Source organism: Delftia sp. RIT313 (assembly GCF_000632165.1).
Lineage (GTDB): Bacteria > Pseudomonadota > Gammaproteobacteria > Burkholderiales > Burkholderiaceae_C > Comamonas > Comamonas acidovorans.
Genome location: NZ_JFYT01000091.1, coordinates 1 through 21,948 on the forward strand (window position 1 = coordinate 1; position 21,948 = coordinate 21,948).

The following is a 21,948-nucleotide window of genomic DNA, read 5'->3' on the forward strand; positions in this document are numbered from 1 at the left end:
GTCACAACGCGCACGCCCCGCGCGTCTTGAAGGTATGGGCCAGCCATTCCGGCCGGCTGCTACATCCCTCAAGGAGTGTTTTCCATGACCGCTTCGTCTTCCGTTGCCACCGGCGCCCGTCCTCTTGCTGCCCCCACGCCGCGCCTGAACTTCCAGGCCGTGGCCCCCGAGCTGTACAAGGCCCAGGCCGGCATCAACGCGCTGCTGCACGAGTCCAGCCTGGGCATCCAGCTGCTGGAGCTGGTGTTCCTGCGCGTCTCGCAGATCAACGGCTGCGCCTTCTGCGTGGACATGCACACGCGCGAACTGCTGTCCCGGGGCGAGGACCTGCAGCGCATCAACAGCATCGTCACCTGGCCCGAGGTGGATTTCTACGACGGGCGCGAGCGCGCCGCCCTGAACTGGGCCGAGCGCTGCACGCGCCTGAGCCAGGCCCATCCCGAGCAGCAGGACTTCGAGGCGCTGCGCCCGCATTTCAGCGAGCGCGAGATGGTGGAGCTGACCTATGCCATCGGCAGCATCAATGTCTGGAACCGCCTGTGCGCGGGCTTTGCAGCCCCCGTGGCACGCAAGCCCATCAAACTCTGAACGCCTGCAAGCCGCTCACTCCGCCGAGAGCTTTCGTTCCTTCACCAGCCTGCCCCACTGCTCGTATTCCTTCTTCATGAAGGCCGCGAACTCGGCTCGCGTGGTGGGCTGGGGGGTGAGGCCGTGCTTGTTCAGCGCCTCCTTGACGCCAGGGTCATTGAGTACCTTGACGATCTCGGTGTTCCAGCGGTCCAGCATCGGCTTGGGCGTCTTGCCCGGTGCCACGAAGGCATACCAGTTCAGCGCCTCGAAGCCGGGATAGCCGGCTTCGGCCACCGTAGGGATGTCGGGCATGTACGCCGGGCGCGTGAGGCCCGTGGTGGCCAGCGGGATCAGCTTGCCGGCCTCGATGTGGGGCAGGGCCGTGGGCGGCGCGGCGAAGTAGCTGGTCACGCGCTCGCCCAGCAGGTCCTGCAGCGCGGGCGCGCCGCCCTTGTAGGGCACATGCACCATGTCGATGCCCGCGCGCTGGTTGAACAGCTCGCCTGCCAGGTGGGAGGCCGAGCCCGCGCCCGTCGAGGCGTAGTCCACCGTGCCCGGGTTCTTCTTGGCCTTGGCCACGAACTCGGCCAGGGTCTTCACGCCCGCGCCCTTGTGCACCACCAGCACGTTGGGAAAGTTCACGCCGCCCGAGATGGGTGCCAGGTCCTTGAAGGGGTCGTAGGGCAGCTTCATCAGGTGCGGCGCAATGGTCAGCGGCCCCACCGAGCCGAACAGCAGCACCGAGCCGTCGGCCGCCGCATTGGCCACCTGCTGGTGGGCGATGTTGCCGCCCGCGCCGCCCTTGTTCTCTACCACCACGCTCTGGCCGATGTTCTCGCCCAGCTTCTTGGCGATCAGGCGCGCGGCCGCATCGGCGGCGCCGCCGGCGGCGAAGCCCACGACCAGGGACACGGGCTTCTTGGGAGGAAAGTCCTGGGCCTGCGCACTGGCGGCCAGTGCGAGCAGGGAGGCGGCCAGGGCGCTGGCGTGCAGGAAGTTGCGCTTGTTCATCATGGGGTTGTCTCCGTCATTGGCTGGGAATCGGGGCGGATGCGGCTAGTCGGCGCCCAGACCGATGGGGCTGGGCTGGCGCTTTTCGGTGTTGTGGCGCAGCAGGGATGCCGTGCGGAACACGCCGTGCGCGAACTTGCCGTAGGGCAGGGTGGCGAACAGGGCGATCACCGCGCCCAGGTGCAGGCACAGCAGCAGGGCCAGGGCCGGCGTGCCGCGGCCCAGCCACAGCGCCATGCCGCTGGCCGCGACCAGGAACAGCAGGGCGATGAAGCCCAGGTCCATGGGTTTCTGGCGCGCGTCGCCATGCAGCGGGTGGCGCCTGCGGTTCAGGCGCCACAGGCCTGCGGTGCCCAGCATGAGGCTGGTGCCGCCCACGGCGCCCAGCAGCTTGGGCAGGCTGGGGAATTCGTAGGGCGCGGCCCAGCCGAACACGTAGTGGTAGACCGTGGCCAACGCCGTGGCCGCAAAGCACAGCAGGAAGCCGTAGAAGGTCAGGTGGTGAAAGCGCCTGCGGCTCAGGGTGTAGGCATCGTCGTCGTTGTGGCAGCCCTCGCCGTGGCCGCCGTCCAGGTATTTGAGGCGCAGCACGTCGTGCGCGGCCTCGGCCGCCGCCGGCGTGCCCACGTCCACGCCGCCGGTGGCGGGCTTGACGTCCTTCCAGAAGCGGCGCACGCCCATGGCCAACGCCAGCACCACGAACAGGAACACGGGCGCGAAGATGCCCACCAGCAGGTTGTGCGGGAACAGGTTGTAGAAGTTGGCGCCCAGGTCGGCGCCCCACAGCCGGCCCAGGCCGCCCTGCAGGGCCACGGCCAGCACCAGGAACAGTGACAGGCCTGCGGCCAGGGCCAGCGACAGCGTGAGTCCGTTCCTCTGGTACAGGCGCCCCAGGGCGGGCGGCCAGGCGTAGTCGGCATAGGTCTGGCCGCGCACCTCGGCCATGGCCTTGGGGATGTTGATGGCGAATTCATGCGGCGGCGCGTACTGGCAGGCATGCAGGCAGGCGCCGCAGTTGTGGCACAGGTTGGCCAGGTAGTGCACATCGGCCTTGCCGAACTCCAGCCGCCGCGTCATGGCCGGGAAGACCGCGCAAAAGCCTTCGCAGTAGCGGCAGGCGTTGCAGATCTGCAGGGCGCGCGCCACCTCGCCTTCGGCGGCCGTTTCGGTGGAGACCGGCAGGATGGGAATGACCCGGCCGGCGGCCAGGTCCTGGGCTTCTTGGGTCAGGGCGTTCAGGGTCTGCATCTCGGTCAAGCCTTCTCTGTCACTGCGCCGCGCACGGCGGGGTGGCCCGTGGCGGCCAGGGCCGCGTTGCGGCCCGCGATGCGGCCGAAGGCCGTGCCGATCGACATGCCCACGCCGGCCGTATAGCCCTTGCCCAGCACGTTGCCGGCCATCATTTCGCCGGCCACGAACAGGCTGGTGCTGGGCTGGCCGGCAAAGCGCACGGCCGCCGTGTCGTCGGTCTCCAGGCCCAGGTAGGTGAAGGTCACGCCGGGGCGCAGCTGGTAGCCGTAGAAGGGCGCCGTGTCGATGGGGCGGGCCCAGTGGGTCTTGGCGGGCGCCAGGCCCTCGGTGTGGCAGTCGTCCAGCGCCGTGTGGTCGAAGTGGCCGACGCGGCAGGCGCCGTTGTAGGCATCCAGGGTCTGCATGAAGCCTTCCTCGTCCAGGCCCAGCTTGCGTGCCAGCTCGGGCAGGGAGTCGGCGCGCACGCCCGGGAAGACCGGCGGCATGAAGCGGCCAATGGCCTTGGCGTCGATGACGGACCAGGCGGTCTGGCCCGGCTGCTGGGCCACCAGGCGGCCCCAGATGGCATAGCGCTTGGGCCAGAAGTCCTCGCCCTCGTCGTAGAAGCGCTCGGCCTCGCGGTTGACCACCACGCCCAGCGAGACGCAGTCGATGCGCGTGCAGATGCCGCCGTCGTACAGCGGCGCGCGCGCGTCGATGGCCACCATGTGGGCCTGGGTGGGGTCGCCGATGCGGTCGGCGCCATGGTCTTCGAGCAGGTGGCGCAGCAGCACGCCGCGGTTGAAGGCCGTGCCGCGGATCAGGAAGTTGTCGGACGGCCACTCGCCGCGTGCGTTCTGCCCCCAGGCCTCGCGCAGCCACTCGCGGTTGGACTCGAAGCCGCCCGCCGCCAGCACGCAGGTCTTTGCGGTGATGCGCTGCTCGCCCACCCAGGCGGCCTTGAATTCACCGCCCTCGATCTCCAGCCGGTCAACGGGCGACGCGTAGCGCACCTGCACGCCCAGCCGTTCGGCGCTGCGGTAGTAGGCATTGACCAGGGCCTTGCCCCCGCCCATGAAGAAGGCATTGGTGCGCGCCACGTGCAGGGCGCCCGACAGCGGCGGCTGGAAATGCACGCCGTGGCGGCGCATCCAGTCGCGGCAGGTGGAGGAGGCGCGGATCACCATGCGCGCCAGGTGCTCGTTGGTGATGCCGCCCGTGACCTTGAGCAGGTCCTGCCAGAACTCCTCCTCGGGGTAGGCCTCGACCAGCACGTCCTGGGGCGCGTCGTGCATGCAGCGCAGGTTGCGCGTGTGGCCGGAATTGCCGCCGCGCCAGTCGCGCGGCGCCGCCTCCAGCAGCAGCACGCTGCGGCCTGCCTCGCGCGCCATCAGGGCCGCGCACAGGGCGGCATTGCCGCCGCCTATGACCAGGACATCGGGGTCCATGGAGTTCTCCTTGCATTCGCCATCGTGGGGATTGCGAATGTAGGGAGAACGCCGCGCGGCGGGCAGGGGCCCGCCGGCATGGGGGTATCAGTCTTCGTGATGGATGAGGGCCGTGCCAGCCCAGGCGCCGCCGCGCAGCAGCTGGCGCACGCAGTCGATCAGCACCACGCGCGCGGCCAGGGCGGCGGGCGACAGCTCATCCTCGGACAGGCTGCACAGCAGGTTGGTGCGCAGGGCATCTTTGTCCGTGATACGCGACCACTCGAAGCGCTGCGCGGCATCGGCATAGCGGCCCATGGAGGCCCAGGGCTGCACCGTGCTGCCCAGGCCCGCATCCACGGCCGCCATGACCATGGACAGCGAGTCCACCTCCAGCACCAGATGCGGCGTGAAGCGCGCCTGCGAGAAGGCCGTGTCCAGCGTGCTGCGCAGGCCGTGCAGGCCCGTGGGCAGGATCAGCGATTCGCCGGCCAGGTCGGCCAGCGCCATCTGCGGCGGCAGCGGCTCGGGGTGGTGGCCGCGCGCGCGGATCAGGAACAGCTCCTCCTCGATCAGCGGGTGCACCTGCCAGCGCCGCCCGCCTGCGCGGGCCTGACCGCCGTGCAGGCGGGCGTCGAACAGCACGGCCATGTCCAGCGCGCGCGCATTGAGCATGTCGGTCAGGTGGCCGGACATGCCCTCCACCATGTGCAGGCGCACATCGGGGTAGCGCGCGCGCATGGCCTGCATCATGGGCAGGCCCAGCATGGCCGAGGTGGTGGGCGCCAGGCCCACGCTGACCGAGCCCGACAGCCGCGCCTGCTGCGCGCTGCGCACGGCCTGCTCGGCATGGCGCAGCGTGAGCTGGGCCTCGCGGAAGAAGGCCACGCCCGCCTCGGTGGGCACCACGCCGCGCGGCGTGCGCTGCAGCAGCCGGGTGGACAGCTCGCTTTCCAGGCGGCTGACCTGCTGGCTCAGCGCGGACTGGACCATGTCCAGGTCCAGGGCGGCGCGGCTCATGGAGCCCAGTTCGACGATGCGGACGAAGTAGCGGAGTTGTCTCAGTTCCATGGGGGCGGCGCTTGTGGATGGCAGCGGCGATTGTCGGTGCAGACCGGGCGGGCCGCTGCACCGGGGGGCTTGGCCTCAGATGCCGCGCGGCAGCAGGGCCGCCAGGGCCTCGCCTATCGAGCGCGCAATCAGCTTCTGGCGCTCGCCGGGCATGCGCTCCAGCGTGGAGGCCACGCTGACGGCGGCCACGGGCTCGCCTTCGGCATTGCGCACCGCCATGCCCACGGCCAGCACGCCGCGCGTGGCGTGGTTGCCGATGACGGACCAGCCGCGCTGGCGCGTGGCCTTCACCAGCAGGGCCATGCGCTCGGGCGTCATGCCGCCGTACTGCTCCAGCACGGGCGCGTTGGCCGCCATCGCGGCCTGCACCTCGGCATCGGGCAGGGCGGCCAGCAGGGCCAGTCCCGCCGCTCCCACGCCCAGCGGCTGGCGCGTGCCCACCTGGATCACCAGGATCTGCACTGGATGCGTGCCCACATGGCGGGCGATGCAGTGCGATGCCGCGCCTTCGCGCACGATGGCAAAGGCCGCATCCGCGCAGCCCGCGCTCACGCGCTCCAGCACGGGCTGCAGCCGCACGGCCATGTTGGGCTGGCCTGCGCTGGCGGCCGTGGCCGCCAGCCGGTGGCCGGCCGCATAGCCGAAGCGCCCCCTGTGCGCCACATAGCCGCTGTCCACCAGGGTGGACAGCAGGCGGTACACCGTGGCGCGCTCCAGCCCCGTGGCGCGGCACAGGTCAGCGACGCGCAGGCCTTCGCGGCCAGCGGCCAGCACGGCGTCCAGCACCTGCAGGCCACGGCGCAGCGTGCGGCTGCCGGCATCGTCGGCGGAGACTGGAATGTCCGCTGGCCGGACGTTTGGATTGGTGCTGCGCGAAGGCATGGAAAAGAATTTCCCGGTGATTGCAGGCAGGGCAGAAAAGGGCCTGCGTGCAGCGCGCAGTGTGCCGCAGGCCGTCGAAAGCCCACACAGGCAGACATAAGCAGACATCAGAACGATCACCTGGAGACAAGACATGACAACCCCTGCCCGTTTCAATCCGTGGGCGCGCCGGCGCCTGCTGGCCTGTTCCTTCACCTGCGCACTGGCCGGCATGGCCGCTGCGACCGTCGCGGCCGTCGCGTTGGCGCCCGCGCCCGTGCTGGCGCAGCCGGCGGCCTGGCCGGCCCGGCCCGTGCGGCTCGTGGTGGGCTATGCGGCCGGTGGCGCCACCGACGTGATCGCACGCCTGGTGGCCGCCCGGATGGGCGAGCAGCTGGGCCAGAGCGTGGTGGTGGACAACCGCACGGGCGCCAACAGCAATGTGGGCGCCGAAGCCGTGGCGCGGGCGCCTGCGGACGGCTACACGCTGTATGTCTACACCATTGCCAACACCATCAATGCCTCGCTCTACCCCCGGCTCGGCTATGACCCGGTCAAGGACTTCGAACCCATCGGCCTGATCGCCAAGATTCCCAACATCCTCGTGGTCAACCCGCGCCTGCCCATACAGAACGTGGCCGACTATGTGCGCTACGCCCGGCAGAGTGCGCAGGGCATCAGCTTCGCCTCGTCGGGCAGCGGCTCGTCGATCCACCTGTCGGGCGAGATGTTCCGGCAGCTGTCGGGCCTGCGCATGCTGCACGTGCCCTACCGGGGCAGCGCACCGGCCATCACCGACCTGCTGGGCGGGCAGGTGGATTCCATGTTCGACAACGCGCCCTCGGCCCTGCCCCATGTGCAGGCCGGCAAGCTGCGCGCGATCGCCATCACCAGCGCCCGGCGCTCGGCGCTGCTGCCCGATGTGCCCACGCTGGCGGAGTCGGGCTATGCGGGCTTTGACGTGCAGTCCTGGTTCGGCCTGGCCGCCCCTGCGGGCACGCCGCCCGCCGTGATCGAGCGCCTGAACCATGCCCTGAACACCGCCCTGGCCGCACCCGAGCTGCGCCAGCGCCTGGGCGAGATGGCCGCCACGCCCGAGCCCGGCACCCCGGCGCAGATGCGCAGCTTTGCGACGTCGGAGATCAAGCGCTGGCGCGAGGTGGTCAAGGCCTCGGGCGCCACCGCCCAGTAGTTCGGCACACGTTCGGCAAAAGCTCAACACAACCGCCCCACAAGGAGACAACCCCCATGCAACCCATTGATTTTTTCTGGCGCGCGGCCGAGCGCTGGCCGCAGCGCATCGCCATCGACGCGCCGGGCGGCTGCATCCGCTATGACGCGCTGGCCCGCAAGGTGGCCGCGCTGGCGGCCGGCCTGCAGGCGCTGGAGCCCGCCGTGCAAAGCCGCGTGGGCATCTGCGCGGGCAACAGCGCGGACCATATCGCCGCCCTGCTGGCGGTGATGGCCAGCGGCAAGGTCTGGGTGCCGCTCAATCCCAAGAGCACGCAGTCCGAGGTGCGCCGCATCATCGATGCCACCGAGCCTTCCATCGTGCTGTGCGACGCGGGCGGCGCTGCACTGGTGCAAGGGGCGCCGGGCATCCACCTGGTGCTGGGCGAGGGCACGGCGGCGCTGGAGCAGGCGCACAGTGGCGCCGTTCCCGTGGTTCCCGAACTGCCCGCCGATGCCATCCAGGCCATCAAGTTCACGGGCGGCACCACGGGCCTGCCCAAGGGCGTGATGCAGCCCTGCCGCGCCTGGATGGCCGGCATTGCCAACCAGATCCAGGCCTGGGGGTTCGATGAACATGACCGCTACGTCATGGCCGCGCCCATCACGCATGGCACGTCCACCTATCTGTTGCCCATCCTGGCGCAGGGCGGCTGCCATGTGCTGCTCGACGGTGCGGGTGCCGAGGCCGTGCGCAGCGCCTTTGCCCTGCGCGGCGGCACCGTGTGCTTCATGCCGCCCACCCTGATCTACATGCTGATGGCGCTGCCGGGCGCCAGCCGTGCGGACTTCCCCGGCCTGCGCCGCCTCATCTACGGCGGCGCCGCCATGCCGCCCGAGAAAATCCGCCAGGTGCGCGCCTTCTTCGGCCCCGTGCTGGCCACCACCTATGGCCAGACCGAGGCGCCGCAGATCCTCACGGCCATGCGGCCCGAGGACTTCGAGGACGAAGGCCTGTGGACCTCCGTGGGCCGGGCCACCTGGTTCAGCGACCTGGCCATCATGGCGCCCGACGGCCGCCTGCTGCCCCGCGGCGAGGTGGGCGAGGTCGTGGCGCGCGGCGATCTGCTGATGAGCGGCTACTGGCGCCTGCCCGGCAAGACGGCCGAGACCCTGGTGAACGGCTGGCTGCACACGGGGGACCGGGGCCTGATCGATGCGCAGGGCTACCTGCACCTCAAGGACCGCCTGAAGGACCTGGTCATCACGGGCGGCTTCAACGTCTATCCCGTGGATGTGGAAAACGCCCTGGGCCAGCATCCGGCCGTGCACGAGTGCGTGGTCTTCGGCATCCCCGACGATCACTGGGGCGAGGCCGTGCAGGCCGCCGTGCAATTGCGCGCCGAACTGCGCCCCGACCAACGGCCGGACGAGGCCGAGCTGATCGCCTTCGTGCGCCAGCGACTGGGTCCCGTGCAGACACCCAAGCGCATCCACTTTCACGCCAGCCTGCCGCGCTCGCCCGTGGGCAAGCTGCTCAAGACGGCCGTGCGCGAGCTTGCGCTGGCGCCCCGTTGACCCCGCACACCATCACAAGGAGACCCTGGCCATGGCAACCCCCCAACCCCCCGTCACCCGCCTGTGCACCCACACCCTCACCAGCCTGCATTACCGCGATGCCGACCTGGTCGAGGACCTGATGGGCAAGAAGACCTTCACCGAGGTGATGCTGATGCAGATCCTGGGCCGCACGCCGCGCCCCGTGGACCTGCGCATCGCCGATGTGGTGCTCATCGTGCTCATGGAGCATGGCCTCACGCCCAGCGCCATCGCCACGCGCCTCATCTACATGAGCGCGCCCGAGAACCTGCAGGGCGCCGTCTCGGCCGGCCTGCTGGCCGTGGGCAGCTCCTTCGTGGGCACCATGGAGAACTGCGCCGCGCTGCTCGACCGCATCGCCGCCGCCGCCGACCCCGAGGCCGAGGCCCGCGCCATCGCCCGGCACCACAAGGCGTTGAAAAGCCCCGTGCCCGGCTTTGGCCACCACCTGCACAAGCCCGTGGACCCGCGCGCCTACAAGCTGCTGGACATGGGCCGCGCCGAACCCGAACTGGCGGGCAGCAGAATCCGCGCGCTCGAAACCCTGTCCGCCGCCGTGGACGCCGCAGCGGGCCGGCCCATCACCATCAATGCCACGGGGGCCGTGGCCGCCCTGCTGGGCGAGATCGGCGTGCCCACGGCCGTGATGCGCGGCTTTGCCGTCATCTCGCGGGCCGCCGGGCTGGTGGCGCATGTGGTGGAGGAGCAGCAAAGCCCGTCGGGCCGGTTCATCTGGGAAACGGTGGAGGAAGCCATCCCCTATGCGGGGCATGCAGTTTCCGCGAACGCTGCGTGAAGCAATGACCGATGGACCACCGCGCGCCATGCCGCGAGCATGGAGTCCATGCAACAAACCCATGGATTGTCCAGCGCCCTCGACGGCCTGCGCGTGGTGGACCTGTCCCGCATCCTGGCGGGACCCTGGTGCACCCAGAACCTTGCCGACCTGGGCGCATCGGTGCTCAAGATCGAGCGTCCCGGCACAGGGGACGACACGCGCGCCTGGGGGCCACCCTTCGTGCAGGCGCCCGGTGGCGAGGCCGTGTCGGCCTATTTCCTGTCCTGCAACCGCGGCAAGCAGTCGGTGGCGCTGGACTTCACCGAGCCGGCCTCGCATGCCTGGCTGCTGCGCCAGATCCGCGATGCCGACGTGCTGGTGGAAAACTACAAGGCCGGCGCGCTGGCGCGCCACGGCCTGGACTACGCGGCGCTGGCCGCCATCAACCCCGGGCTGATCTACCTGTCGATCACGGGCTTCGGCCAGAGCGGCCCTTTTGCGCACAAGCCCGGCTACGACTATGTGTTCCAGGGGCTGGGCGGCCTCATGGGCTACACGGGCGTGGCCGATGGCGAGGAGGGCGCGGGCCCGCTGCGCACGGGCGTGGCCGTGGTGGACCTGATGACGGGCATGTATGCCACCAGCGCCGTGCTGGCGGCCGTGGTGAAGCGCCAGCGCACGGGGCGCGGCCAGCACATCGACCTGGCCCTGCTGGACGTGGCCGTGGCCATGAATGCCAACCAGGCGGCCAACTACCTGGTCAGCGGCGAGAACCCGCGCCGCACGGGCAACGCCCATCCCAATTGCGCGCCCTACGAGGTGTTTGCCTGCGAAGACGGGCATTTCATCCTGGCCATCGGCAATGACGGGCAGTTCGCCGCCCTGTGCTCCGTGCTGGGCACGGACTGGCACCTGGACGCGCGCTTTGCCACCAATGCCGCGCGCCTGACCGGCATGCCGCAGCTGCGCCCGCTGCTGCGCGCGGCGCTGGGCCGCTGGCCGCTGCAGGCCCTGACCGATGCGCTGGACACCGCCCAGGTGCCCTGGGGCTGCATCAACACCATGGAACAGGTCTTCGCCCATCCGCAGGTACGGCACCGCCAGATGCTGCAGACGGTGGAGCACCCGCAGCTGGGCACGCTGAAGCTGGTGCGCAACCCCATGGTGCCGGCTGGCAGTGGCGCCCAGGTGCCGCCGCCGCCCGTGCTCGGTGCGGCGCCGCAGGACCTCTGAATCCATAGACATCGACAAGCCAAGAAGGAGACAAGGATGACGAAACGCATGAAAGCACTGAAGGCCGCCGTGGCAGCCGCCGCGCTGGCGGGGATGCCGCTGGCATATGCAGCGGGGGCGGCAGGGGCCGGAAGCTATCCCGAGCGGCCCATACGCCTGGTCGTGCCCTATGCGGTGGGCGGCGCCACCGATGTGATCGCGCGCGTGGCGGCCCGCTACCTGGGCGAGACGCTGGGCCAGCCCGTGGTGGTGGAAAACCGCCCCGGCGCGGGCGGCAGCACGGGCTCGGCCTATGCGGCCAAGCAGCCGGCCGACGGCTACACCCTGGTGATGATGGTGGAGAGCTCGCATGCGGTGAACCCCAACGTCTACGCCAAGCCCGCGTATGACCCGGTGAAGGACTTCACCCCCATCACCAACATCGCCAACGTGCCGGGCGTGATGGTGGTCAGCGCAGGCTCGGCCTACAAGAGCGCCAAGGATGTGAGCGACGCGGCGCGCGCCGCGCCGGGCAAACTCAACTACGGCTCCTCGGGCAATGGCGGGCTCAGCCACCTGAGCGGTGCGCTGTTCGGCAGCACCACGGGCACCACCCTCACCCATGTGCCCTACAAGGGGCTGGGGCCGGCGCTCAACGACCTGATGGCGGGGCAGCTCGATGTGGTGTTCGACAACATGCCGTCCTCGGGCGCGCTGATCGCAGGCGGCCAGCTGCGTGCGCTGGCCGTGTCCAGCCCCGTGCGCCTGGCGGCCCTGCCCGGCGTGCCCACCTATGCCGAGGCCGGTCTCAAGCCCATGAACGACATGTCCTGGTACGGCCTGGGCGCGCCTGCCAGGCTCGATCCCGCCATTCTTGCCAGGCTCAGCGAAGCCATGCGCAAGACCTTGCAAAAGCCCGAGCTGATCAAGACCATCGAGCAGCAGGGCGCCGTCGTGGACTTCCAGGAGCCTGCGCAATTCAGGCAGACGGTGGAGCGCTCCAACCGCGCCTGGTCCCAGCTGATCCGCGACATCGGATTCGAGAAACTTTGAGGAGATCTGCCGTGCATGCACAAGTGACCTTTCCCACCCCGCAGACCGCCGTGCTCACCATCACCGGCGGCGGGCCGCTGAACATCCTGGGCACACCCGTGATCCGCGCGCTGACCGCGCAATTGGCCGAACTGGCCGAGCGCCCCGATCTGCACTGCCTGGTGCTGCGCGGATCGGGCACGCGCGCCTTCGTGGCGGGGGCCGACATCCGCGAGATGGCGTCGCTCAACGCCGCCTCGGCACGCGCCTTCATCAGCGGGCTGCGCGACCTGTGCAACGCGGTGCGGCATTTCCCCGTGCCCGTGATCGCCCGGCTGCAGGGCCATACGCTGGGTGGCGGGCTGGAGCTGGCCATGGCGGCCGACCTGCGCATCGCGGCCGATGATGCCGTGGTGGGCATGCCCGAGGTCAAGGTCGGCATTCCCTCGGTGATCCACGCGGCCATGATGCCCGCGCAGATCGGCGGCACGCGCGCCAGCTGGCTGCTGCTCACGGGCGAGAACATCGGCGCCCTGCAGGCCGAGCGCTGGGGCCTGCTCAACGAATGCGTGCCCGGCGACCAGCTCGATGCGCGCATCGCGCAGATTGCCGAGGGGCTGGGCGGGATCGGCATCGAGGCGCTGCGCCAGCAAAAGCGCCTGCTGCGTCGCTGGGAAGGCATGGGCGTGGACTCGGCCATCACCGACAGCGTGGCCGAGTTCGGCGCGGCCTTCAACACGGGCGAGCCGCAGCACCACATGAATGCCTTCCTGGAGCGTAAGCAGGCCAAGGCCCAAGCCCAGCCCCAGCCCTGAACCTACGCCTTGTCGGCCAGCCCTTTCAGAAAGCTGCGCAGCCGCTGCGCGGTGGGCGTCAGCGGCCGTTCGCTGGAGCGCACCAGCTGCAGCGGGCGCCGTGCCCAGGTTTCCTCCAGCGGCAGGCAGGCCACCGCATGCGCGGTGCCGAGCCTGCGGTAGATGCTGTGCGGAATGATGGCCAGGCCCACGCCCTGCGAGACCAGCCGCACGATGGAGGTGAAATCGTCCACGTGGATGCGGCAGCGCAGCGGCCGGCCATGGCGCTTGGCCAGCTCGCGCAGAAAGGCGTAGTTGCTGCTGGTCAGCGCCATGCCCACGAAGGCATGGGACAGGGTGTCGAAGAACCGGCAGGAAGGGCCTTCGCCGTCCTCTTGCCTCTCGCCCGGCTGGGGCACCAGCGGATGGCCGGGCGGGGCGATCACCACCAGGCGGTCCAGCGCAAAGGTCTCGCAGGCCACGGCGCCCGCCATGGGCTCGCCCGCGTAGACGCCCAGGTCGGCCTCGCCCTCGGCCACGCTGGCGGCAATCGTCTCGCTGGTCTGCTCGACCAGGGTCAGGTTGACCTCGGGAAAGGCGGTCAGGAACTCGCCGATGTGCGGGCCGATGAAGCCGTGCAGCGAGGAGCTGTTGGCCGCCAGCGTTGCCTTGCCCTGCAGGCTGCTGCCCAGCAGGGCGGCCTCGGCCTCCATGCCGTCGATGGCGGCGAACACGCCGCGCGCATGCTCGAGCATGGCGTGGCCTTCCTCGGTCAGCCGCATGCCCTTGTGCTCGCGCGTGAACAGCTGGCAGCCCAGGGCCTGCTCCAGGTTGCGCAGCCGCTGGCTGGCGGCCGAGGGCGTCAGGTGCCGCGCCTGGCTGGCACGCGAGAGATTGCCGGCCTGGGCGATGGCCATGAACAGCTTCAGATCGGTCAGGTCGTAGCGCATGCGGGCGTTTCCTAGGGGGCAAGAGGGCCATTATTCCTGCTGGCGCAGGGCTGCAAAGCCCGTGGCGCGCAGCCTTTGAAGGGCGCTGGGATAATCGCTGCCATGACTAAACACCGCGTCGTGGTGGGCCTGTCGGGCGGTGTGGACTCCGCTGTCACGGCCCATCTCCTCAAGCAACAGGGCCATGAAGTGGTCGGCATCTTCATGAAGAACTGGGAAGATGACGACGACAGCGAATACTGCTCGTCCAATGTCGATTTCGTCGATGCCGCCGCCGTGGCCGACGTGGTCGGCATCGAGATCGAGCATGTGAACTTCGCCTCCGAGTACAAGGACCGCGTCTTCGCCGAGTTCCTGCGCGAGTACCAGGCCGGCCGCACGCCCAACCCCGACGTGCTGTGCAATGCCGAGATCAAGTTCAAGGCCTTCCTGGACCACGCCATGCGCCTGGGCGCCGAGAAGATCGCCACAGGCCACTACGCCCGCGTGCGCCAGAACCCCGGCACGCAGCTGTTCGAGCTGCTCAAGGGGCTGGACCCGGCCAAGGACCAGAGCTACTTCCTACACCGCCTCAACCAGGCCCAGCTGTCCAAGTCCATGTTCCCCGTGGGCGAGCTGAAGAAGACCGAGGTGCGCCGCATTGCCGAGGAGATCGGCCTGCCCAACGCGAAGAAGAAGGACTCCACGGGCATCTGCTTCATCGGAGAGCGGCCGTTCCGCGACTTCCTGAACCGCTACATCAGCAAGGAGCCCGGCAACATCCTCGACGACCGCAACCGCAAGCTGGGCAAGCATGTGGGCCTGTCGTTCTACACGCTGGGCCAGCGCTCGGGCCTGGGCATCGGCGGCGTCAAGGAAAAGGGCGCGCCGCGCGGCGGCGGCGACCACGAGCCCTGGTTCGTGGCGCGCAAGGAGCTGGATACCAACACGCTGCGCGTGGTGCAGGGCCATGACCATCCCTGGCTGCTGTCGCAGTCGCTGCTGGCCGACCAGGTCAGCTGGGTGGCCGGCCACGCGCCCGCCGAGGGCAAGGCCTACGGCTCCAAGACGCGCTACCGCCAGCCCGACTCGCCGGCCCTGATCTCGGGCGCCACGCCCGAAGGCTTCCGGCTGGATTTTCCCGAGCCGCAATGGGCCGTCACGCCAGGCCAGTCGGCCGTGCTCTACGACGGCGACGTGTGCCTGGGCGGCGGCATCATCGCGGCGGTGGATCCGCATTGATGCAGCACTGACGCGGCATTGATGCGGATTGACGCCGGGCAGGATTCGGCCCGGCGCGTTTTGCTATCGTCACGGGGGGCGGCACAACCGCCCCTTTTTCTTTTTCCTTTTGTTCTTCACGACAGCACCACAGGAGACCCCATGGCTTCATCGATTCTTGCGCGCCGGCATTTTCTGGGAGCGGCCCTGGGCGCCGTGGCCACGGCCGGATGCAACGGCGAGGTGTCCTGGGGCGATCCCATCGATCCGCCCGTGACGGACCGCGTCAAGCGTGCGCTCGACCAACTCGACGGCCAGGTGCGCGCGCAGATGCGGCGCACGGGCGTGCCCGGCGTGGCTGTGGCCGTGGTGCATGAGGGGCGCCTGGTCTATGCCCAGGGCATGGGCGTGCGCCGTCTGGGCTCGTCGCTGGCCGTGGATGCGGACACGGTGTTCCAGCTCGCCTCCGTCTCCAAGTCCGTGGGCGCCACCGTGGTGGCGCAGCAGGTGGGTCAGCGCCGCGTGTCCTGGGACACGCGCGTACAGCAGGGCCTGCCCTGGTGGACGCTGGAGGACGCCGACGCCGCCCAGCGCATCACCGTGGGCGACATGTATGCCCACCGCTCAGGCCTGCCCGGCCAGGCCGGCGATGCGCTGGAGGAGCTGGGCTACAGCCAGCGCCAGATCCTGGAGCGCCTGCGCTACCTGCCGCTGCGGCCCGTGGGCACCCAGTACGCCTACAGCAACTTCGGCCTGACCACGGGTGCCGAGGCGGTGGCCGCCATCGCAGGCCAGTCCTGGGCCGCGCTGTCGCAGCAGGCCGTCTACGGCCCGCTGGGCATGACCCAGACCAGTTCGCTGTTTGCAGATTTCGAGGCGCGCGCCAACCGAGCGGCCGGCCACCTGCGCGTCAATGGCGTGTGGCAGACGGGGCCGGTGCGCCGGCCCGATGCGCAGTCGGCTGCGGGCGGCGTCAGCTCCACGGTGCGCGACATGGCGCGCTGGATGACCATGCTGCTGGACGAGGGCCGCTTCGAGGGCCGCCAGGTGGTCGATGCGCAGGCCCTGCGCACGGCGCTGTCGCCGCAGATGCTGCAGTCGCCGGCCGGCAACGGCGAGCCTGCGCGCTACTACGGCTTCGGCTTCAACGTGGGCGTGTCCGAGGCAGGGCGCACCACCTACAGCCACTCGGGCGCCTTCGGCACGGGCAGCGCGACCAGCTTCACCGTCATGCCCGAGCTCAAGCTGGGCATCGTGGTGCTGACCAACGGCATGCCCATCGGCGTGCCCGAGATCGTGGTCTCGCAGTTCCTGGACCAGGTCGAATGGGGCCGCCAGCGCCAGGACTGGGAGAGCATCTGGACCAAGCGGCTGGCACCCATCATGCAGCCGCATGGCGAGCTGGCAGGCAAGACCCGGCCCCCTTTCCCCCGACCGCCCCGGCCGCTGGGCGCCTATGTGGGCAGCTACGCCAACCGCTTCTACGGGCCGGCCCAGGTCAGCCTGCAGACGGGCGGCGGGGGGCTGCAGGTCAGCCTGGGTTCGCAGCGCATGCTGCTCAGCCACTGGGATGGCGAGGTCTTCAGCTTCGTGCCCGAGGGGGATTCGCCGGGCAGCCTGTCCAAGGCCACGTTCGACGGCAACCAGCTCACGCTGGAGTATTTCGACGATGTGCTGACGCCGGCCGGCGTCAGTGCGGGGATAGGGCGCTTTTCGCGCTGAGGGTGGCCTGCTCCGTGCCGTCGTGCAGGTGATCGCCGGGCACGGGCAGCCAGGCGGCCAGCACGGTGGCGCCGGGTTCTGAATCCATGTCCAGATGGCCGCCCAGGCGCTGCAGGCGCGCCTGCATGCTGCGCAGGCCCACTCCCATGCCGGCCTGCTGCACGGCGGCCACGTCAAAGCCTGCGCCGTCGTCGGTGATGCGCAGCATCAGCCAATGCGGCTCGGGCCACTGCAACTGCACCTGCACGCACTGGGCGCGGCTGTGCTTGATCACATTGGCAAGCGCTTCCTCCAGCACGCGCGTCAGCGCCAGGCACTGCAGCGCACCGGGCGGCTGCGGCCAGGCGGCCGGCACCTGCCAGTCGGACTGCATGTCCAGCGCGTCGAACAGGCTGGCAAAGCGGTGGCGCAGCGGCGCGATCCAGGCCTGGGGCGTGTCCGGCACGGTGACGGAGACGCTGGTGCCGCTGTCGATCATCTGGCGCAGGTCGTCGCGCAGCAGCTTGAGCACGGACAGGAACTGGCGGTTGTGCATGGGGGTGCCGGCCTGCTCCACCATGGCGATGGAGCGCACCAGGGAGCCGCCCAGGCTGTCGTGCAGGTCGTGCGCCAGCTGCATCCGTTCCTGCAGCCGCGAGTGGCTGAGCGCCAGCGCATGCTCGCGCGCCAGCGTGCCGCCGAGCTCGTCGCAGGCACGGGCCACGCTGTCGGTCAGCTCCTGGTTGAACTGTTCGATGCGGCGCATGCTGAGCACGAACTGCCGGCCCAGCACCATGGACAGAGCCAGCATGGTCAGCGGCGCGGTATAGGGCATCCAGGGCGTGGCGGGGCCAATCACCTTCTTGAGCGCCAGCATGTCGTGCAGGCCCGCGCACAGGAAGACCAGCAGGCAGGCCGCGTAGACCAGGTGGCCTGGCTCCCGCGTGCGCCAGGCGTGCAGCGGAAAGTGCAGCGACACGGCCACGCAGATGCCGAAGTACACTAGGCCGATGTGCAGCACGCCGTCCACCAGCGACCAGGGCGCGAAGATGGCGGCGGCCATGCCGGCCAGCGTCAGCGCCCACAGCAGCTTTTCCAGCCGGGGCAGGTGCAGCCTGCCGAAGCGCCAGGTGAACAGGCAAAAGCTCTGGCCGAACAGCAAAAAGACCAGCAGGTTGCCGCGTGCCACGGCCAGGGTGTCGGGGAAGGGCCAGGCCTCGGTGGCCAGGATATTGGCCAGGAACAGCGCCCAGCAGAAGGCATTGAGCGCGTACCAGCCAAAGGCCTTGCTGGCGCGCCGCTGCAGCCAGGCAAAGGCGAACAGCACGCCCAGCACCAGCGAGACCACGATGTTCATGGCAAACAGCGTGCGCTGGTTCCACCAGGTCTGCTCGTGCCACTGGCGCAGCGCCTCGGGCTCGCCCAGGCGCACCTCGCCCAGGCCCGGCGTCTGCTCGGCCAGGCCGTGCACGCGTATCCACACGCTGTTGGTGCCCGCATGCAGGGCGGATTCGGGCAGCAGCCAAAAGCGCGGCATGTTCCAGCTGCGCGACAGGGGCTCGACCAGGTGCCGGTCGCGCCACAGCAGGTCGCCGTTCACGAAGACCTCGCCGGCCATGACCATCGAGTGCAGGGCCAGCGCCACGGGATCGGCGGCAGCGGGGTGAGCGCAGCCGCGTTGCCAGTCGATGCGGTACCAGACGGCGCCGCTGTAGCCGGGCCAGCGGTCCAGCCAGTGGTCGGGCAGGGTCACGTTGTGCCAGTCGCGTACCGCGCTGGCGATGGGCGGCGGTCCCTGGCCTGCGGCCTTGGCGGACTGGATGGACAGGATCTGCGGCAGGCAGGCCTGGGCCAAGGCGCAGGTACTGCACAGGAGAAACGCAAGGCTCAGGGCGAGGCCCAGGGCGAAGTGCCGCACCGGGCCGAACCACCGGCGCCACCCGCCCATGGCCGTCAGCCCAGCAATCCGCGCACGCGTGCCGTGTTGACGGCGCGCGTGCGTGAGGACACGGCCAGCTTGCGGTAGATGTGCTTGATGTGGCATTCCACCGTGTAGCGCGACAGGTGCAGCTGCTCGGCGATCTCGCGGTTGGTCAGGCCATCGGCCACCAGGCGCAGGATCTGGCTTTCGCGCGCGCTCAGCGTGGACTCGGTGCCGGTGCTCTCCGGCGTGGCGGGTGCCGCGCCCTGCAGCTCGGCGATCACGCGGCGCGCGATGAAGGGGTCGATGGGCGCGCCGCCGCGCAGCACGCTGCGGATGGACAGCGACACTTCCAGGTCGTCGCGTTCCTTGAGCACATAGCCGGTGGCGCCTGCGCGTAGCGCCGCCAGGATGGCGTCCTCGGTGCTCCAGGCAGAGATCACCAGGATGCCCACGGCCGGGTCTGCGCTGCGCATCTCGGCGATCAGGTCGATGCCGCTGCCGTCGGGCAGGCCCAGGTCCACCAGGGCCAGGGCCACGGGCTCGGCCAGGCAGGCGCGGGCCTGGGCCAGGGAGCCTGCGAACAGCAGGGCATCGGGCGTGTAGCCCAGCTGGCCCAGCACGGACTGCAGCCGCTGGCGGATCAGCGGCTCGTCCTCCACCACCAGCACCGGGGCCGGAAGCGTGGACTCTGGGACAAGCAGGTGGGCGGGCATGGAAAAGGCGTGCGCAGCGGCGGGCGTAAAAAGGGGCAGGATGGCCGCCCGACTGTGGGCGAAGCCCGCATCTTTGCATATCCCTGAAAACTGGTAATCGCGGGGGCGCGCGCCGCTGCGCCGTCCATAATTCCGGCCCGGGCCGCACGGGCGGACCCTGGCAACGACACCTACCGAAAGGACGCCGCCGCATGGCACGCGTACGTGACCCTGCTGGCTACGATGGCCAGCGTGAAATGATCCTCTCCCACGCCGCCCAGCTGTTCGCGCAGCGCGGCTATGCGGGCACCTCCATGAACGAGGTGGCTGCGGCCTGCGGCGTCTCCAAGGCCACGCTCTACCACTACGTGATCGACAAGCACGACCTGGCCGTGCGCATTGCCGAAGAGCATGTGCTGCGCCTCGAAGCCCTGGTCAACGACACCCTGCAGGCCCATGCCGATCCCGAGCAGCGCCTGCATGCGCTGATCCGCGGCTTCGGCCAGGAGTACGCCCAGGCCCAGAATGCCCACCGCGTGCTGACCGAGGACGTGCGCTTCCTGCGCGAGGAAGACCAGCAGCGCATCCTGGACGTGGAGCGCCGCGTGGTCGCCGCCTTTGCGCAGACCATTGCCCAGGTGCGCGGAGAACCTGCCGACAGCGCCCTGGGCAAGCCCCTGGCCATGCTGCTGTTCGGCATGATCAACTGGACCTTCACCTGGCTCAAGCCGGGCGGCACGCTGGACCATGACGCCATAGGCACCATGGTGTCCCAGCTGTTCTTCGGCGGCGTGCGCGCGGTCAGCGTGCCGGACGGCAAGAAGCCGCGCAAGGCCCGCCAGGCCTAGGCTCGGCCCGGTCCCTTACCACCTGCGCTGCACGACCACGAAGCGGTCGGCCACGAAGGCCAGCGTGGTGTAGCTGGCATTGGCCGCGGGATTGCCGCCCGTGGCGTGGAAGTCCGAGAAGCCTGCCGACTGGTTGACCATCACGCCCTGCGTGAGGTTGATGGACAGGGCCACGCGCGAGCGCAGCGCCGAGGCCGCCACGGCATCGACAAAGGCCGCATCCGTGGAGTACAGGCCCAGCGTCATCGCGCCATGCGCGCGCACGCTGCGCTCGGCCAGCTCGCGGGCGGCCTGGGCCGAGGGCACGGCCACCAGGTAGGAGACGGGGCCGAAGCATTCGCGCTCGTAGATGGCGGCGTCCGCCACGTCCAGCGCGCGCAGCGCGGGCGTGCGCACCTCGGCCTGCGGGTACTCGGGATGGGTGAGCTTTTGCGAGGCGCGCACGGTGCGGCCCACGGTGGCCGCCTGTTCCACGCGCTCCACGGTCTGCGCAGAGCCTATGGCGCCCAGCACGGTGAAGGCCACCTTGGGATCGGCCAGCAACTGGTCGATGGCGGCGGCCAGATCGGCGCCGACCTGCTCGAAGCTCTTGTGGCCCTGGTCAGTCTCTATGCCGCCGGCCGGAATCAGCAGGTTCTGCGTGGTGGTGCACATCTGGCCGCTGTACAGCGACAGTGACAGGGCCAGATTGCGCAGCATGCCTGCGTAGGCATCGGTGGACTCGATCACCACCAGGTTCACGCCGGCCATCTCGGCATACAGGCGTGCCTGCGGCGCGTTGGACTGCAGCCACTGGCCGAAGGCATTGCCGCCGGTGAAGTCGATGGAGGCCACGGCCGCATGTGTGGCCAGGGCCTGGGTCAATTCGGGCTTGTCGCTCACGGCCAGGGTCACGAGGTTGGGGTCCAGGCCCTGCTCGGTCAGCACATCGCGCAGCACGCTCACGGTGAGCGCAGCCGGCAGCACGGCGTTGGGGTGGGGCTTGACGATCACGGGGTTGCCCGTGGCCAGCGCGGCGAACAGGCCCGGGTAGGTGTTCCAGGTCGGGAAGGTGGCGCAGCCGATGACCAGGGCCACGCCACGCCCCACGATCTCGAAGCGCTTGTGCAGCACGGCGGGCGCATGCTTGCCCTGGGGCTTTTCCCAGACGGCCTCGGCAGGCACGTCGGCCATGGCCTTCCAGGCCACGGCAATGGCTTCTAGGGCGCGGTCCTGGGCATGGGGGCCGCCGGCCTGGAAGGCCATCATCGCGCCCTGGCCCGTGGTCAGCATCACGGCATGCGCGATCTCAAAGCTGCGCTGGTGGATGCGCGTCAGCGCCTCCAGCAGCACGCCGGTGCGGCCCTGGGGTCCCAGCGCCTGCCATGCGGGCTCGGCCGCCTGGGCCGCGTCCACCAGCGCCTGGGCATCGCACCCGGGGTAGCGGATGTCCAGGGCCACGCCATAGGGCGATTGCTCGGTGGCCACGCGGGCGCGTTCACCGGGCTGGCGCAGCGGATAGTCCTTGCCGAACAGCGCCTGCACGGCGGCATGGCCCTGGGCCTGGGCAGTCTCGCCATACACCTTGGGCGAGGGCGCTTCAGGAAAGGGCGACCAGTGGCCCCGGCGGGACAGGGCCTGCAGCGCGTCGTCGAGCAGGGGGCGGTGGCGTTCGTAGAGGGCGTGGGCGGGCATGGGATGTCTCCTGGGTTGGAATGTGGCGTCGCTATCAGGGTTAGTACCGGACAACAAGCCTTGTTGCTCAAGAAAGCTGCATCTTATAATCCTACCGTCCGGTCGGTCAATTATTCTGAACCCCTTGCCTCACGACGCCAGAACCCCGATGAACAAAGACCTGCGCCCCGCCCCCGGCGACCTCGACCCCATCGAAACCGCCAG

Annotated in this window: 19 protein-coding genes; 10 read left to right on the forward strand and 9 right to left on the reverse strand. The window is 69.8% G+C overall.

The features are described 5' to 3' along the window. Nucleotides 1-84 precede the first annotated feature (84 nt). Nucleotides 85-588 carry a carboxymuconolactone decarboxylase family protein gene (locus BW39_RS26360; protein WP_043825131.1) on the forward strand — a complete coding sequence of 168 codons (504 nt, stop codon included), beginning with the start codon at nucleotides 85-87 and terminating at the stop codon, nucleotides 586-588. Between the two features lie 15 nt (nucleotides 589-603). Here BW39_RS26360 and BW39_RS26365 read toward each other — a convergent pair whose 3' ends face one another. From BW39_RS26365 to BW39_RS26385, 5 genes are all read right to left on the reverse strand, one after another. Then, nucleotides 604-1,584 (reverse strand): Bug family tripartite tricarboxylate transporter substrate binding protein, encoded by a 981-nt coding sequence (locus tag BW39_RS26365; RefSeq protein WP_174549397.1) that lies wholly within the window; start codon nucleotides 1,582-1,584, stop codon nucleotides 604-606. A 42-nt stretch (nucleotides 1,585-1,626) separates the two neighbouring features. Continuing rightward, nucleotides 1,627-2,829, reverse strand: a complete 1,203-nt coding sequence (gene tcuB, locus BW39_RS26370; RefSeq protein ID WP_043825114.1) for a tricarballylate utilization 4Fe-4S protein TcuB — start codon at nucleotides 2,827-2,829, stop codon at nucleotides 1,627-1,629. A 5-nt stretch (nucleotides 2,830-2,834) separates the two neighbouring features. Then, the gene (gene tcuA, locus BW39_RS26375) at nucleotides 2,835-4,259 is read right to left on the reverse strand and encodes an FAD-dependent tricarballylate dehydrogenase TcuA (protein WP_043825117.1); all 1,425 of its coding nucleotides are present in this window, start codon (nucleotides 4,257-4,259) and stop codon (nucleotides 2,835-2,837) included. Between the two features lie 87 nt (nucleotides 4,260-4,346). Next, complete coding sequence (locus BW39_RS26380) at nucleotides 4,347-5,309, reverse strand: LysR substrate-binding domain-containing protein (protein ID WP_012202727.1); 963 nt, start codon at nucleotides 5,307-5,309, stop codon at nucleotides 4,347-4,349. Nucleotides 5,310-5,384: 75 nt separating this feature from the next. Beyond that, nucleotides 5,385-6,191 carry an IclR family transcriptional regulator gene (locus tag BW39_RS26385; RefSeq protein WP_013804645.1) on the reverse strand — a complete coding sequence of 269 codons (807 nt, stop codon included), beginning with the start codon at nucleotides 6,189-6,191 and terminating at the stop codon, nucleotides 5,385-5,387. A gap of 133 nt (nucleotides 6,192-6,324) precedes the next feature. Between BW39_RS26385 and BW39_RS26390 the strand changes: the two genes are divergently transcribed. Genes BW39_RS26390 through BW39_RS26415 form a run of 6 tightly spaced genes read left to right on the forward strand, consistent with a single transcriptional unit; the run spans nucleotide 6,325 to nucleotide 12,776 of the window. Continuing rightward, nucleotides 6,325-7,362, forward strand: a complete 1,038-nt coding sequence (locus BW39_RS26390) for a tripartite tricarboxylate transporter substrate binding protein (RefSeq protein WP_043825118.1) — start codon at nucleotides 6,325-6,327, stop codon at nucleotides 7,360-7,362. Between the two features lie 56 nt (nucleotides 7,363-7,418). Further along, nucleotides 7,419-8,918 (forward strand): class I adenylate-forming enzyme family protein, encoded by a 1,500-nt coding sequence (locus BW39_RS26395; protein ID WP_043825119.1) that lies wholly within the window; start codon nucleotides 7,419-7,421, stop codon nucleotides 8,916-8,918. Between the two features lie 31 nt (nucleotides 8,919-8,949). After that, complete coding sequence (locus tag BW39_RS26400) at nucleotides 8,950-9,735, forward strand: citryl-CoA lyase (protein ID WP_043825133.1); 786 nt, start codon at nucleotides 8,950-8,952, stop codon at nucleotides 9,733-9,735. A gap of 48 nt (nucleotides 9,736-9,783) precedes the next feature. After that, on the forward strand, nucleotides 9,784-10,950 hold the full coding sequence (locus BW39_RS26405) for a CaiB/BaiF CoA transferase family protein (protein WP_200871546.1): 1,167 nt from the start codon (nucleotides 9,784-9,786) through the stop codon (nucleotides 10,948-10,950). Nucleotides 10,951-10,986: 36 nt separating this feature from the next. After that, nucleotides 10,987-11,982 (forward strand): Bug family tripartite tricarboxylate transporter substrate binding protein, encoded by a 996-nt coding sequence (locus tag BW39_RS26410; protein ID WP_043825123.1) that lies wholly within the window; start codon nucleotides 10,987-10,989, stop codon nucleotides 11,980-11,982. Nucleotides 11,983-11,993: 11 nt separating this feature from the next. Further along, nucleotides 11,994-12,776 carry an enoyl-CoA hydratase gene (locus BW39_RS26415; RefSeq protein ID WP_013804640.1) on the forward strand — a complete coding sequence of 261 codons (783 nt, stop codon included), beginning with the start codon at nucleotides 11,994-11,996 and terminating at the stop codon, nucleotides 12,774-12,776. Between the two features lie 2 nt (nucleotides 12,777-12,778). Here BW39_RS26415 and BW39_RS26420 read toward each other — a convergent pair whose 3' ends face one another. After that, nucleotides 12,779-13,705, reverse strand: a complete 927-nt coding sequence (locus tag BW39_RS26420) for a LysR substrate-binding domain-containing protein (protein WP_043825124.1) — start codon at nucleotides 13,703-13,705, stop codon at nucleotides 12,779-12,781. A gap of 102 nt (nucleotides 13,706-13,807) precedes the next feature. Here BW39_RS26420 and mnmA point away from each other — a divergent pair, with 102 nt between their 5' ends. Together mnmA and BW39_RS26430 are read left to right on the forward strand one after the other, a co-directional pair. Further along, complete coding sequence (gene mnmA, locus BW39_RS26425) at nucleotides 13,808-14,926, forward strand: tRNA 2-thiouridine(34) synthase MnmA (protein WP_013804638.1); 1,119 nt, start codon at nucleotides 13,808-13,810, stop codon at nucleotides 14,924-14,926. 141 nt (nucleotides 14,927-15,067) lie between these two features. Next, entirely contained in the window at nucleotides 15,068-16,627 is a 1,560-nt protein-coding gene (locus tag BW39_RS26430) for a serine hydrolase (protein ID WP_016449576.1), read from the forward strand. Here BW39_RS26430 and BW39_RS26435 read toward each other — a convergent pair. Together BW39_RS26435 and BW39_RS26440 are read right to left on the reverse strand one after the other, a co-directional pair. Further along, nucleotides 16,596-18,554, reverse strand: a complete 1,959-nt coding sequence (locus tag BW39_RS26435) for a sensor histidine kinase (protein ID WP_043825125.1) — start codon at nucleotides 18,552-18,554, stop codon at nucleotides 16,596-16,598. The genes BW39_RS26430 and BW39_RS26435 overlap by 32 nt on opposite strands. Nucleotides 18,555-18,559: 5 nt before the next feature. Further along, on the reverse strand, nucleotides 18,560-19,243 hold the full coding sequence (locus tag BW39_RS26440; RefSeq protein ID WP_016449578.1) for a LuxR C-terminal-related transcriptional regulator: 684 nt from the start codon (nucleotides 19,241-19,243) through the stop codon (nucleotides 18,560-18,562). Nucleotides 19,244-19,434: 191 nt separating this feature from the next. Here BW39_RS26440 and BW39_RS26445 point away from each other — a divergent pair, with 191 nt between their 5' ends. Next, nucleotides 19,435-20,070 (forward strand): TetR/AcrR family transcriptional regulator, encoded by a 636-nt coding sequence (locus BW39_RS26445; protein ID WP_034389704.1) that lies wholly within the window; start codon nucleotides 19,435-19,437, stop codon nucleotides 20,068-20,070. A gap of 15 nt (nucleotides 20,071-20,085) precedes the next feature. Here BW39_RS26445 and paaN read toward each other — a convergent pair whose 3' ends face one another. Beyond that, a complete protein-coding gene (gene paaN, locus BW39_RS26450; protein WP_043825129.1) occupies nucleotides 20,086-21,744 on the reverse strand; it encodes a phenylacetic acid degradation protein PaaN in 1,659 nt (552 codons plus the stop codon). Nucleotides 21,745-21,948: the final 204 nt, after the last annotated feature.